At 71.1% G+C, this 13,478-nt stretch carries 11 protein-coding genes; 4 read left to right on the top strand and 7 right to left on the bottom strand.

What is annotated here, in order from left to right; translation table 11 throughout:
• Positions 1-23: 23 nt before the first annotated feature.
• Complete coding sequence (locus CLV49_RS04565; RefSeq protein ID WP_106562470.1) at positions 24-257, top strand: hypothetical protein; 234 nt, start codon at positions 24-26, stop codon at positions 255-257.
• Here CLV49_RS04565 and CLV49_RS04560 read toward each other — a convergent pair.
• From CLV49_RS04560 to CLV49_RS04550, 3 genes are all read right to left on the bottom strand, one after another.
• A complete protein-coding gene (locus tag CLV49_RS04560) occupies positions 242-1,285 on the bottom strand; it encodes a hypothetical protein (protein ID WP_106562469.1) in 1,044 nt (347 codons plus the stop codon). The genes CLV49_RS04565 and CLV49_RS04560 overlap by 16 nt on opposite strands.
• Positions 1,282-2,289, bottom strand: a complete 1,008-nt coding sequence (locus tag CLV49_RS04555) for a hypothetical protein (RefSeq protein WP_106562468.1) — start codon at positions 2,287-2,289, stop codon at positions 1,282-1,284. Before CLV49_RS04555 ends, CLV49_RS04560 begins: the two co-directional genes overlap by 4 nt.
• Positions 2,290-2,472: 183 nt before the next feature.
• Positions 2,473-3,237, bottom strand: a complete 765-nt coding sequence (locus tag CLV49_RS04550; RefSeq protein WP_106562467.1) for an SDR family oxidoreductase — start codon at positions 3,235-3,237, stop codon at positions 2,473-2,475.
• 113 nt (positions 3,238-3,350) lie between these two features.
• On the opposite strand from CLV49_RS04550, the gene CLV49_RS04545 reads away from it, so the two are divergent.
• Positions 3,351-4,202, top strand: coding sequence for a helix-turn-helix transcriptional regulator (locus CLV49_RS04545; RefSeq protein ID WP_106562466.1), 852 nt, complete (start codon positions 3,351-3,353; stop codon positions 4,200-4,202).
• 15 nt (positions 4,203-4,217) lie between these two features.
• Here CLV49_RS04545 and CLV49_RS04540 read toward each other — a convergent pair whose 3' ends face one another.
• Together CLV49_RS04540 and CLV49_RS04535 are read right to left on the bottom strand one after the other, a co-directional pair.
• A complete protein-coding gene (locus CLV49_RS04540) occupies positions 4,218-4,889 on the bottom strand; it encodes a response regulator (protein ID WP_106562465.1) in 672 nt (223 codons plus the stop codon).
• On the bottom strand, positions 4,886-6,238 hold the full coding sequence (locus CLV49_RS04535) for a sensor histidine kinase (protein WP_106562464.1): 1,353 nt from the start codon (positions 6,236-6,238) through the stop codon (positions 4,886-4,888). Before CLV49_RS04535 ends, CLV49_RS04540 begins: the two co-directional genes overlap by 4 nt.
• A gap of 190 nt (positions 6,239-6,428) precedes the next feature.
• Here CLV49_RS04535 and CLV49_RS04530 point away from each other — a divergent pair, with 190 nt between their 5' ends.
• Positions 6,429-7,184: an ABC transporter ATP-binding protein gene (locus CLV49_RS04530; RefSeq protein WP_106562463.1), complete on the top strand. Its 756-nt coding sequence runs from the start codon at positions 6,429-6,431 to the stop codon at positions 7,182-7,184.
• Positions 7,181-8,494: an ABC transporter permease gene (locus CLV49_RS04525; RefSeq protein ID WP_106562462.1), complete on the top strand. Its 1,314-nt coding sequence runs from the start codon at positions 7,181-7,183 to the stop codon at positions 8,492-8,494. The genes CLV49_RS04530 and CLV49_RS04525 overlap by 4 nt, the downstream gene beginning before the upstream one ends.
• Before the next feature lie 66 nt (positions 8,495-8,560).
• Here CLV49_RS04525 and CLV49_RS18455 read toward each other — a convergent pair whose 3' ends face one another.
• Both CLV49_RS18455 and CLV49_RS18450 read right to left on the bottom strand, forming a co-directional pair.
• Positions 8,561-11,473 (bottom strand): lamin tail domain-containing protein, encoded by a 2,913-nt coding sequence (locus CLV49_RS18455; RefSeq protein ID WP_208019866.1) that lies wholly within the window; start codon positions 11,471-11,473, stop codon positions 8,561-8,563.
• 385 nt (positions 11,474-11,858) lie between these two features.
• The gene (locus CLV49_RS18450) at positions 11,859-13,364 is read right to left on the bottom strand and encodes a helix-turn-helix transcriptional regulator (protein ID WP_208019865.1); all 1,506 of its coding nucleotides are present in this window, start codon (positions 13,362-13,364) and stop codon (positions 11,859-11,861) included.
• Positions 13,365-13,478 lie beyond the last annotated feature (114 nt).

Raw genomic sequence — 13,478 nt, 5'->3', positions numbered from 1 at the left:
GTCCGACCGGTACTGGAGTTCACGTGTCACTGACCGTCACGCCCTATGGCGTCCGCAAGTTCCGTTCCGAGCGCGCCACGCCCCGCATCCGCGAGGTCTACGACTCCACGTCGGGCTGGCGCGACAACCCCGAATCCGGGATGCGTCTCTCCGAGGAGTCGGCCAGGCAGCTGCAGCGCCGAGGCTTCACCTCGGTGCGCGTGAGGTGGCGCCTGCGCACGGTCGAGATCCAGCTGCGGCGCTACCTCGGGGAGTGATCGGCTGTTGTGCTCTGACCGGCTCCGCCATCGTCGCCGATGGCTGCAGTGGCCGTGTCGACGTGAGTGGCGATGAACCGGCCGATGGTGCGGTATTGATGCGCCATGTGCGGAATGAGCGCAGCCCCGACGGCGACCAGGACAACCGAGACGGCCCCGTAGAGCACATCGAGATCGCTGTCCTCGCCGAGTAGTCGTCCGAGGTTCTGTGCGAGCAGCCCCACGTGCAACAGCGTGAACTGGGCGATGTTCCACCCCAGGAGGGAACGGCCGAGCGGTGCGTAGCGCACGGCGAGAGCGTGTTCCTCGTCGGAGACCTCGGCGTCGTGTCCACGAATGTGACGACCGATCCGCTTCCCCCGTGCCGCGTCCGTCCCGATCAACTCACGAGCGGCCGTGTTCAACCTCATGACCGCGTTGAGGCTGACGAATGCCGCACCAAGAGCGGCGAAGAGGACCGAGAGTCCGAGCAGGGGCGGAACATCACTCGCGTCGCCCCACGCCGTCGACACGACGATCGTCGTCAGAACACCCACGGCGAGGAGGACGACGAATATCGTCGAGGCCGTGCGCATGCGTCGTCGCGTCGTGGGCTCGTCGAATGGTGCCACCGTGGGCCGGGTCGGCCGGAGTCGGTCATCACGTCGCCTGAGGTATTCGCCGCCGATCACGTTGAGTGCGACGTAGAGGAGGCCCGATGCGAGGAAGACCGCCACCGTCGCAGGCGAGACAGGGCCGACGACGGCCGCCGAGACGAGGGCCACGACCGCCCCGGTGACGAGGACACCGAGGATGATCGCACCGCGTCGGAAGAACCGTCGCCCATCCTCCGTTCGTGGGTCTCGACCCGACGTTACGAGAAGGAATCCGGCCATCAATCCCGCGATGATGAAAGCCGTGATCGCCGTCACCGTCGCGATGAGAGCACCGGTCGAGAGCTCGTCGTCCGATGCGACGATCCCGAACACGAAGCCGAAGAGCAGGGCCATCGAGAGGAGCGTCGTGAGCGCGAACGCGGCGATCTTCACGATCGCCCACTCGACAGTGCATCCGCCGGTGAGGCCGCCCCGGGGGCGTCGTTCCGGTGCGCGAGCGCGTACGTCTCCGCACGGTGCGCTGCACGCAGGCCGAGAGCGGTCACGATCACGGCGAGGATGGGGAACGCGATCCAGATCGCGAGCTGGAGGGGCCTGTCGGGGACGGGCTCGTTGATCGCGAGGAGCGCGACGAGCAGGGTGAGCGTCTGCGCGAGCGTCCAGCGCTGCGATTGCGCGGCGAAGGGTGCGTAGCGGGCGGCGATGTCGAGCTCGTCGTCGGAGAGAGGCGTGCGCTTGCCGCGGAGGACGACGCCGCGGATGCGTCGCAGCCGTGCGGCGTCCGTCCCGGACAGGTCGCGGACACGGCCGGACAGGGTGACGACGGGAACGGCGCACATGACGGATGCGACGATCGCCGTCAGTGAGACGGCCATCGCGATCGTCGTCGGGGTGCTCGGCGCCGACTCGACCGCGGGACGGCCGGCGGCGAGGGCGTAGAAGACCCCGATGATGAGGACGGTCGCGGAGATCACGACGACCGAACGCGCCCGCCGACGGGAGTAGTCCGGATCGAGCGGCGGGATGGCGAACGGTTCGAGCCGTCGCCCCTCGGCCCGTCGTCGCAGGTACCGCCCCAGGGCCCCGTTGGCCGCGACGTAGAGAGCGCCGCCCGCCACCGTGGCGGACCCGACGGCGAGGGGGACGTCACCCGCGACCGTCGGCACCGCGACGAGCAGAGCGGCCGCGAGGGCGACAGCGGCGGACGCGCCGGCGAAGATCCGCGACGCCCGTCGACCGTCCGCCGACGACGGATCGCGGAGGGACACGGCGGGGATCGCGCTCGCGAGGAAGCCGACGCCCCAGAACGCGACGAGCGCCGAGACGAACGGCACGATCGCGCCACCACTGACGCCGATGGTCGGCATTCCGACGGTCGTCGTGGTGATCACGACGAGTCCGATCACGGTGGACAGGGCGACGGCGACGATCCGCACGGGCGACCTCCTGGCGCTTCGGGTGAGCGGGGGGTCCCAGTCTGCCGATCCCTCGACATCGGGTCGAGAGGGTGGTGTCGCCGCCGCTCGACCGATAGTGGGCCTCCAGATGCTACCGGACGCCGTGCGGCTGTCGACGCCGGCACTCGTCCGGCCGGCACTCGTCCGGCCAGCCCGCGACCGTCAGTGCCCGTGCGGGTCGAGCCGATTGAGCGTCGCGACGACGTAGGGATAGTCGCCGCGCGCCTCTCCGTATCGCAGGAACTTCACGTTCTCCACCTGGATCTCCGTCGCGTCGGGCGACGACGCGATGATCCCCATGACCTCGGTCACGAAGTCGTCGAGCGGCATCGCGAACTCGCTCTCCTCCTGACCGGGCATGAGCGCCGTCCGCACGGACGGCGGTTCGAGCTCGACGATCCGCACGGACGTGTCCGCGAGCTGGAGGCGGATCGACTCGCTCAGCATGTGGATCGCCGCCTTGCTCGCGTTGTAGGTGGGTGTCACGGCGAGGGGCGCGAACGCGAGGCCGGAGGAGACGGTCATGATGGTCGCATCCGGGCGGCTCTGGAGGTGCTCGACGAAGGCCGCGATGAGGCGGATCGGGCCGAGGACGTTCGTCGTCACGATCTCCTCGGCGGTGTCGAGGAAGCCGTCGGCGGAATGCCAGTCCTCGGCCCGCATGATGCCGGCCATGGTGATGAGGGTGTCGAGCTCGGGGTGTTCGGCGATGACGGTCGCGGCGGCCTCCGCGATGCTCGCGGGGTCGGCGGTGTCGATGCGCGCGGCGTGCATTCCGGGGTTCTCGGCGACGATTCGCTCGAGCAGCTCGGTGCGGCGCCCGCCGACGATGACGACGTTGCCCGCGGCGTGGAAGGCGCGGGCGAGGGCCAGCCCGATGCCGCTCGTGGCGCCGGGGATGAAAATGGTGTGTCCGGTGATCTGCATGGTTCGACTCTCCACCCGTTCGCACGCCACCGGCAGGGCGCATCCATCGGGGGATCAGCGATCCCTGGTTCGCGGGCTGCGACCGCGCGCACAATGGGGACATGGATGGACGCATGGACCGCGCAGCTCTCGCCGACTTCCTCAGACGCCACCGGGAGGTCCTCCAGCCCTCCGACGCCGGGCTGCCGGACGGCGCGCGTCGGCGCACCGCGGGGCTGCGCCGCGAGGAGGTCGCGCTCCTCGCCTCGATGTCCGTCGACTACTACACGCGACTCGAGCAGCAGAGGGGGCCGCAGCCGAGCGCGCCGATGCTCACGTCGATCGCCCGCGCGCTCCGGCTGACGGACGACGAGCGCGACTACCTCTTCCGGCTCGCGGGCCAGAACCCGCCGGATCGCACCGACCCCGGCTCCCACGTGGCCGCCGCGCTCCTGCGCGTCTTCGACCGTCTGCAGGACACCCCGGCGCTCATCATCTCGAACCTCGGCGAGACGCTCGTGCAGAACCGCCTGGCCGTCGCCCTGCTCGGCGACGCCTCGGTGTACACGGGGCTCGAGCGCAGCGAGGTCTACCGCTGGTTCCTCCACCCCGAGCGGGAACGACTGCGTTACCCGGAGGCGGATCGCGACCGTCACAGTCGTGCGCAGGTGGCTGCCCTTCGCGCCGCCCACGGGACGATGGGAGCAGACTCGCGCGCCGGGGCACTCGTGTCCGCGCTGCTCGAGCACTCGCCGGAGTTCGCCGAGCTGTGGGAGCGGCACGAGGTGGCCCGCCGCTTCGAGGACCACAAGACGCTCGTGCACCCCGAGATCGGCGCGATCGACGTGGACTGCCAGTCGCTCTTCACGGAGGACCGCTCGCAAGCGCTCCTCGTGCTCACGGCGGCGCCGCACACGGAGGCTGCGGAGAAGCTCGCGCTCCTCGGCGTCGTCGGCACGCAGACGTTCGCGAGCCCGGCGTCCTGACCGGGACGTGGCCCCTCAGCCGCCACCGGGTTCGAGGAGGCCGCTCTCGTAGGCCAGGATCACGAGCTGCGCGCGGTCGTGCGCGTGCACCTTCGTCATGATCCGGTTCACGTGGGTCTTCGCGGTGTGGGGCGAGATCACGAGATCGTCCGCGATCTCCTGGTTCGACCGCCCGCGGGCCACGAGCAGAAGTACCTCGCTCTCGCGATCGGTGAGCTCGCGGAGTTCCGGCGGCAGGGGGCGCGGCGCCGAGTCGGCCCGCGGGAGCACGTAGCGGGTGATGAGGCTGCGCGTCGCCGCGGGGGAGAGGAGCGCGTCCCCCGCGTGCACGGAGCGCACGGCGCGCACGATCGCGTCGGGCTCGGCCCCCTTCCCGATGAATCCGCTCGCGCCCGCCCGCAGGGCCTGCACGAGGTACTCGTCCTCCTCGAACGTCGTGAGGATGAGCACGCGCGTCTCGGCGAGCTCGGGATCCGCGCAGATCGCGGCCGTGGCGGCGATGCCGTCCAGACCGGGCATGCGGATGTCCATGAGCACGACGTCGGGGTGGAGCGTTCGCGCGAGCGAGACGGCCCCGTGGCCGTCCGGCGCCTCGCCGACCACGTCGACGCCGTCGACCCCGTCGAGGATGGCGGACACCGCCTGGCGGATGAGCGACTGGTCGTCGACGACGAGGACGCGCGTCATGTGGTCTCCTCCGGATCGGGCCGGCCAGTGGGGTCGGGGCGAACGATGGGGTCGGGGCGAACGATGGGGTCGGGGCGAACGGCGGGGTCGGGGCGAACGGCGGCGTCGGGGCGTTCGGCGTCGTCGACCGTGGTCGGGAGCGTCGCGGCGAGGCGGAATCCCCCCGCGGCGGGCCGAGCATCGATCGTGCCCCGGACGGCGGCGACTCGCTCCCGGAGGCCGAGCAGACCGTACCCGCCGGCTGAGGCAGCGGTCGGATCGCCGTCGGGCACCGCCGGCATCGTCGGGTTGGTGACGACGATCTCCACGGCGGCCGGCCCCGCCGAGACCAGCACGTGGGCACGCCGCTCGGCTCCGTGCTTGAGAGCGTTCGTGAGCGCCTCCTGCAGGACGCGGTAGGCGACCACGTCGACGGTCGCCGGCAGCTCGTCGATCGTTCCCTCCACGCGCACGCGCACGTCGAGTCCCGCCGTCGCGAACTCGGACACGAGACCGTCGAGGCCGTCGAGCCCCTGAGGGGGTGCCGCACGGTCGACGGCGTCGTCGCCGTCGGCGCGGAGCATCGCGAGGAGGTCCCCGATCTCGCCGAGCACGGTGCGAGCAGCGCTGCGGATGGTGCCGAGCGACTCCTCCGCGCGATCGGGCCGGGAGCGCAGGGACGAGGAGGCGACGCCGGCGTTGAGGCTGATCACGGAGATCTGATGCGCGACCACGTCGTGGAGATCGCGCGCGATCCGCAGTCGCTCCTCGGAGACGCGCCGTCGGGCCTCGGCCTCCCGGGTCTGCTCCGCGCGCTCGGCGCGCTCCGTGATCGCCACGATGTATTCGCGACGGGATCGCGTCGCATCGCCGGCCGCCGCGGAGAACGCGATCGTCACGGCGAACTGGACGACGCGCGGGTCGGCAGCGCTGCTGATCGCGGCGAGCAGGCTCAACCCCACGATGCCGGCGATCGCGACGCCCGCGACGAGCATCGTCCGACGGCGGTCCGAACGGTTCGCGACCCCGAACATCGCGATCGCGGAGGCGAGCACGACGCCGTGGGCGAGGACCCCCGTCATCGCCGCTGCGCCGTAGGCGACGAGGCACAGCGCGAGCACGGGGACCGGCCAGCGGCGGCGGAGGGGGAGGAGGAACGCCGGCGCGATGACGATGGCCCGCTCGACCACGGTCTCCGGCCGGTCGGCCATGAACGGGGAGAAGGCCGCGGCGATGATGAGAAGCGCGGCGAAGAGATCCCCGGCCCACGCGGCGAGGAGCCGACGCCCGGGCGAGAGCCGGCTGGTCACCGGTTGAGACGTGCCCAGCCAGCCGGGGAGGCGCGACGGCGCTGGAGCGGATGCGCTCATCGGTCCCGTCCCACGTCCATCGCTTCAGTCTGGTGCCACGAGATGGAAGCCGCATCCCTCCAGCGGAGCAGCCGGCGTACCGCGACCGCGGTAGTCGCAGTGTCCGCGGTGGGGCGACGCGCGGATCGGCGCGCCGCGGGAGGCTCGAGAGGTGGCCAGGAGAGACCGGCCCGACACCCGAGGAGTCAGCATGCCCAGCCCGATCATCTCGGTCTCCGACGTACGGAAGTCGTACGGCCGAGGCCAGAACCGCTTCGATGCGCTCAGGGGGGTGAGTTTCGACATCGCGGAGGGCGAGAGCGTCGCGATCATCGGCAAGTCCGGTTCCGGCAAGTCCACGCTCATGCACACGCTCGCGCTCCTCGATGCCCCCACCTCCGGCACGATCGCGCTCGAAGGCGTCGACACCCGTACGCTCACCGGGGGCCGGCTCAATCGCACGCGCAACCGCACATTCGGCTTCGTGTTCCAGCAGTTCTTCCTCACGGCGAACGCGAGCGTCCTCGAGAACGTCATCCTGCCGATGAAGATCGCCGGCGTCGGCCGGGCCGAGCGGAAGCGTCGAGGGATGGCCGCGCTCGAGCAGCTCGACCTCGCGGACAAGGCGAAGAACAAGGCCGTGAACCTCTCGGGAGGTCAGAAGCAGCGCGCCGTCATCGCTCGGGCGCTCGTGAACAACCCGCGCATCATCTTCGCCGACGAGCCGACGGGGAACCTCGACTCGAACACGGGAGCGATCGTCGAGGACATCCTCTTCGGACTCAACCGCGAGAACGGCATCACACTCATCATCGTCACGCACGACGAGGATCTCGCCGCGCGCTGCGACCGTCGCCTCGTCATCCGCGACGGGGTGCTCGTGGAGGATTCACGACCGAACGATCCGGACGCCTCGACCACGTCGGCGCCTCACGGCCGCCACGGTTCGCCGGAGGTGGCCGCATGAACGCCGTGGACCTCGTCGGCTCGGCCGTCTCGAACACGTTCAGGGCCAAGACGCGCACGATCCTCACGATCCTGGCGATCTTCGTCGGCGCCTTCACCCTCACCCTCACGCAGGGCCTCGGCACCGGCATCAACGCGTACATCGACGACACGGTGACGGCCGTCGGCGCGTCCGACGTCATGACGGTCACGAAGCCGTCGGAGACGGCCACCACCATCGGCGACTCCGACGACGGGCCGGCCGAGTACGACCCGGACGCCGTGGCGAGCGGCGGGGCCGGCGGGGCCCCGGGTTCGACGGTCGTGGCCCTCACTCCCGACGACCTCGACACGCTCGAGGGGATCGACGGTGTCCTCGAGGTGGAGGCGACGAAGTCGATCTCCGCGGACTACGTCGAGGGGGCCGACGACACGAAGTACGTCGCGAGTGTCGGCAGTCTCGTGGCCGGGCAGTCGATCCAGCTGACGGCGGGCGAGCAGCCGGACGGCTCGACGGACGACTTCCAGGTGGTCCTCCCCGTGTCCTACGTCGACGCGCTCGGCTACGACGACGACGCCGACGCTGTCGGGAAGACCGTCACGCTGGCCGTGACGGACGCCGTGGGAACGCAGCACACGGTGGAGGCGACCGTGGTCGGTGTCGCGGAATCGTCCATCGCCTCCGCGACGGGCGCGAGCATCGTGCCCAACACGGCCCTCACGGACGAGCTGTACACCCTGCAGAACACCGGTCTGCCCACCGAGCAGACCGAGCGTTACGCGCAAGCGAGCGTCTGGTTCGCGGAGGATGCGACGGACGCCGACATCACGGCGCTCAAGGACCGGCTCGCCGACGACGGGTACTCCGGCGTGACGGTCGCCGACCAGCTCGGCACGATCAAGACCGTCATCGACGGCATCGTGCTCGTGCTCAACGCGTTCGCCATCATCGCCCTGCTCGCCGCGAGCTTCGGCATCGTCAACACCCTGCTCATGTCGGTGCAGGAACGGACGCGTGAGATCGGGCTCATGAAGGCGATGGGCATGGGCAGCGGCAAGGTGTTCGGGCTCTTCAGCCTCGAGGCCACGTTCATCGGGTTCCTCGGGAGCGCCATCGGAGTGGTGATCGCGATGCTCGCCGGCAGCGTGATCAGCTCGGCACTCTCGACGACGCTGCTCGCCGATCTGCCGGGACTCACGCTCATCGCGTTCGATCCGATCTCGATCGCCGTCGTGATCGTCGTGATCATGGTGATCGCGTTCCTCGCCGGCACCCTCCCCGCCGCTCGCGCGGCGAAGGCCGACCCCGTGGAGTCCCTCCGCTACGAGTGACCCCGTGAATGGACGGAAGCCCCGCGACCGGAAGGTCGCGGGGCTTCCGTCGTCTCGCGGGTCGGGCTACTCGGCGGCGCCGTGGCTGCGGCGGCGGGCGACGACCACCGCGGCTCCGGCGAGGAGCAGCACGAGCGCGGCGGCCAGGGCGCCGATCGGCTCGGCGGCACCAGTGACGGCGAGGCCGTCGCCCGCGCCGGCGTCTGTGCCTGTGCCCGGGGCATCGGGCCCGGCGCCCGTGTCGGGGTCGCTCGGGTCGGTGCCGGGGTCGGTGGGACCGGGGGTCGGTTCCGTCGGCTCGTCGAGCGTGCACAGGATCGTGCCCTCGCGGAGCGAGAAGCCGTCCGTGCCGTTGTCGTCCGACCAGACGACGGGCTTCACGCCGTCGCTGCACTGGTCGTTCGGCGCGATCGCGAAGCCCTCGTTGTTGACGTTGGGCATGCCGGCCGGTCGCTCGACGACCGTCTCGACCGCGAAGGCGCCGGGAGCGGCCGCCGCCACGGCGTCAGCGGTGTCGGCGTCAGCGGCGGAATCGGTGCCGACCACGTCGAGGACGGCCGAGCGGCCGTCGCACGTGTCGTCGCACACCGCCCACAGCTCGTCCGTCGCCGGGTCGTACTCGAGGTCCATGATGCTCAGGAAGCCGCTCGCGACGGTCGCGATCCGCGTGATGTCGCCCGTCTCCTGACCGAGCGCGTAGACGTAGAGGGAACCGTTCGCCTCGAGTCCGACGACGAAGAGCCCGCCGCCGTGACCGGGGTAGTCGGCCGGGTCGTAGAGCGCGCCCGTGCTCTCGTCCACGAAGCCCTTCGCCACGAGGTCGGCGTCGGGGATCCACGCGATGCCCTCGAGGCCCGCGTTCGCCCCGATCGTGGGAACGTCCGTCGCGAGGTCGGCCGCGAGGTTCCACTCGCGCGTCGCCGAGATCTCGGTGCCCGTGCCGCCCACGTCGTAGCGGATCACGGACGGACGGCTCGTGCCCGACACGGCGTTGTTCCGCTCGGTGGAGACGAAGATGCCGCCGTCCGCTCCGGCGTCGGTGAGGGCGACGCCCTCCGCGTCCACGTCACCCGTGCCGTCGGCGTAGTGCAGCGTCTTGCCGTCGGCCCAGCCGGCGTCTGTCACCGGCGCCCACGTTCCGTCGGTGTTCTCGAGGCGGTAGAGCGTGCCCGGTCCGTTCTTCACCGCCCAGAGCGTGTCGGTTCCGGAACCCTCGTCGGTGTCCTCGAACGCGAGACCGCTCATGTTGGTGCCGAAGTAGCCGGCCTCGTCCACGGTGGAGACGGTCTCGCCGCCGGGCCAGGCTTCCGTCACGAGGTCGCCGTCGCACGCGTTCGTCGCGCCCTTCGTCGGAGCGGTCGTGAGGGCGAACTCGCCGGTGCCGTCGGGGCAGCGCCCGTAGCTCGTCGCGGCGTGCTCGGTCCAGGAGTACCCGTCGATGAGTGTCGTGCCGTCGGTGTCGAAGAGGCGGGCGGAATCGGCGCCGCCGAGGCCGAAGCCGCCGTCCACGTCGACGTCCACCGCGAGGTAGCCGCCCGCCGCGATCGTCGTGCCGGACGCGATCGCGAGGGTGCGCGCGTCATTGTCGTCCTTGAGGATCATCCCCGAGACGTCGACGGGCTCTGCGCCGTTGTTGACGAGTTCGATCCAGTCGACGGGGTCGCCGCCGCTCGACTCGACCTCGTTGATGCGGATGGGCGAGCCGCAGTCGTTCGCCGCGGCCTTCGTGGTGCTCGTCTGGAGGGCGAACTCGCCGGTGGCGTCGGGGCAGCGCCCGTAGGACGTGGCGGCGTGGGCCGTCCACGCGTACTGGTCGACGATCGTCACGCCGTCGGGCGCGAAGAGGCGCACGGCGTCGGACGCGCCGAGCCCGTAGCCGAGCTGCGCCTCCTCCACGACGTAGTAGCCGCCGGCCGGAACGCTCGCGCCGGTGGGGAGCGTGCTCACGTGGGTGTCGTCGCTGTCCTTGACGATCCAGCCGGACACGTCGATCGCGGCGCTCGTCGGGTTGACGAGCTCCACCCAGTCGCCCGGGGTCCCGCCGTTCGACTCGATCTCGTTGATGCGCACGTCGAGGCCCTCGGGCGTCGGAATGGTGTTGGCCGCACCCTTCGTGGGTTCGAGCGTCTCGGTGAACTCGCCGGTGCCGTTCGGGAAGCGGCCGTAGGTGGTGGCCGCGTGCTGCGTCCAGGCGTACTCGTCCACGAGGGTCGTTCCGTCGGTGTCGAAGAGGCGCACGCTGTCGGCGCCGCCGAGGCCGAACGTCATCTCCGGCTCGCCGACCACGAGGTATCCACCCGGCTCGATGGTCGAATCGGCGGGGACCACGAACGTGTGGGTGTCGTCGGAGTCGCGGATCACGAGGCCGGCCGCGTCGACGGCGACGAGTCCCGTGTTCGTGAGCTCGATCCAGTCGCCGGGCGTGCCGCCGCTCGACTCGATCTCGTTGATGACGACCACGTCGGCCGGGTCGGCGCCGCACGCGTTCGCCGCTCCCGGCGTGGAGGCCGCGGTCACCGTGAACTCGCCGGTGCCGTCGGCGCAGCGGCCATAGCTCGTGGGGGAGTGGTCGGTCCACGCGAACGCGTCGATCTCGGTGGTGCCGTCCGGCAGGAAGAGGCGGGCCTGGTCGGCGCGGCCGAGTCCGAAGGTGAGGCCGGGCTCGCCGAACACGAGGTAGCCCCCCGGAGCGATGACCGAACCGGCGGGCAGCGCGTCGGTGCGCGTGTCGTTGTCGTCCTTGACGATCCAGCCCGAGACGTCGACGGCCTCGGAGCCGGTGTTGGTGAACTCGATCCAGTCGCCGGCGGTGCCGCCGTTCTGGACGACCTCGTTGATGCGGATGTCGGTGGGCTCGGCCGCCGCGGCGGAGTCGACGACGAGCGTCGGGGCGATCGCGATGGTTGCGAGCAGGGGGACGGCGGCGGCGAGGGCGGAGAGCGCTCGGGATCGGTGGGGGGAACGGGGGCGGGAGCGCATGCGTGACGACCTTCGGGACGAAAGGGGGCAGGGGTCTCGTCGAGTGTGTCGATCGCAGGAGAACCGCCGGTGAACGCCAGGCGAACGCACGCCTGCGGATACACGGGTAGGGGAAACCGGGAGGTGCGGACGTCTGCCGGCGGTTCGGGTCCATCGGGCCGGACGTCCGCACCTCGCGGTGGTCTCACGAAAACGGGAGAACCGGCCGCGGAGCTGAGGGGGTGCTCCGCGGCCGGTGGGAACCGGATCCTGCATCCGGGGCCTCCGGGCTAGAACCGGGGCCGGCGTCCCCATCTCGCCTTCCGCCTTCATCTCACACCGTGGAAACTCCCCGCGAAGGGCGACGGGAGGGTGATCTCGGGGTGACTCCGGTGCGATTTTCGTCTCAGACGGTGAGGCCCATCCAACGGGCGATGCGCACGGCCTCCTGGGCGCTCGACGCCCCGAGCTTGCTGTACACGCGGCGCAAGTGGGTCTTGATGGTGTTGCGCGAGAGCACGAGCTCGTCGGCGATCTGATCGCTCGACGCCCCGGCGCAGAGGAGCGACAGGACGTCGCGTTCCCGCGCGGTGAGCGCGACGAAGGTCTTGACGAGTCGGCTCCGGTCGTCGAGGGCGGCCACACGATCGAGCAGCGGGATGGCGGTCCCGCGCGCTCGTGCTCGAGCGACGAGCGAGCGGATGTCGTCGAGGGGCGGGAAGTACATCGGACCCGTCGTATCGTTCCGCGTCATCGTGATGAGCGCGACGTCCGCATGGATGTCGGACTCGGCGATGCGCCCGCGCCGCAGTTCGATGGCCGCGCGCAGCCATTGGATCGCCATCCGCGATCGGGGGACGTGCCGGTCGCCGACGAGCTCGCACTCGGCGATGGCCGCCTCGGCGCCGGGGAGGTCGTTCAGACGGAGGCGGAGCGCGGCGATCTCCCGGAAGGGGCACAGGGCGTGCCGATCGTCGGGGCGCACCCGCTCGAGGTACTCCCAGCCGGACTCCACCCCGCCGAGCCGCATGTGGACGAACGCGCGGATCATGTCGGCCCAGTCGGACCAGTAGCCGTCGAGGCCGGCGGCGACGCGCTGCATCTGTTCGAGCGCTTCGGCGAAGAGCGACTCGCGCGCCATGAAGTACCCGTGGGCGGCGAGGGTGAGAGGCACCCAGGCGGCGGGGGCGTTCGGGGCGTCGACGGCCCGCGCGAGCGCGTAGAACTCGGCTGTCGGACCGCGCTCGGGCGACAGCAGCAGCGCGGCGATGTCGCGGAGCGCCGCGGCGTCCGCTCCCAGGGGAGACGCGTCGGCCTCGACGCGGCGAAGGCACATGTCGGCGTCGACGGGGTCGCCGTACACGTAAGTCGTCACGGCGAGACCCGCCCAGGCGGACTGCGCGGTGGGGTGGGAGAGGACCCCGAGGTCGGTGGCGGCCAGCAGCGACTCGTGTGCCGCGGCGAGGTCGCCTCGCAGGAGGTGGAGGAGGCCGTCCTCCACGAGGACGTCGGCCGTGAGCGCGAGGCGGTGGGGCGCGTGGAGGATCGACGCGAGGTGCCCGCGCGCGGCCGCGACGTCGGAGGCCGCGTCCTCGAGGCGGCCGAGGGCGCGGCAGAGGTGGCTGTGTGCGAGGCGGGCGACGATGGCTTCGGCCGCGCCTCGCGACCCGCGGGACTCCAGCGACTCGTTCAGGATGTCGAAGGTGAGGAGGGAGGCCGACGCGGTCGACTCGCCGGCCTGGAACGCGGCGAACACGCGCAGGATGTCGGCCTCGCTCGGCTCGTCCGCCTCGCTCGCCTCGTCCGGCGCGTCGGCGGCGTCGGCCGGACCGGACCCCCTGACGGCCTCGACGAGGGCTGTCGGCTGGGTCCGCGCGGCAGCCCAGAGGGGGATGACGGAGAAGTCGTCCATGATGTCTCCCGTCGGCGGTCGTGTTCTGCGGTGGATCCGCGCGCCTCCATCGTCGCACCGTTCGAGGTCCTCGGACGAGAACCCTGCGCTCGACGGATAATGCGGCCGACCAGC

The sequence above is a fragment of the Labedella gwakjiensis genome, from assembly GCF_003014675.1.
Classification (GTDB): domain Bacteria; phylum Actinomycetota; class Actinomycetes; order Actinomycetales; family Microbacteriaceae; genus Labedella; species Labedella gwakjiensis.
Note: the sequence above shows the minus strand (reverse complement) of the source record. Positions and strands in the feature narration are given on the sequence as shown.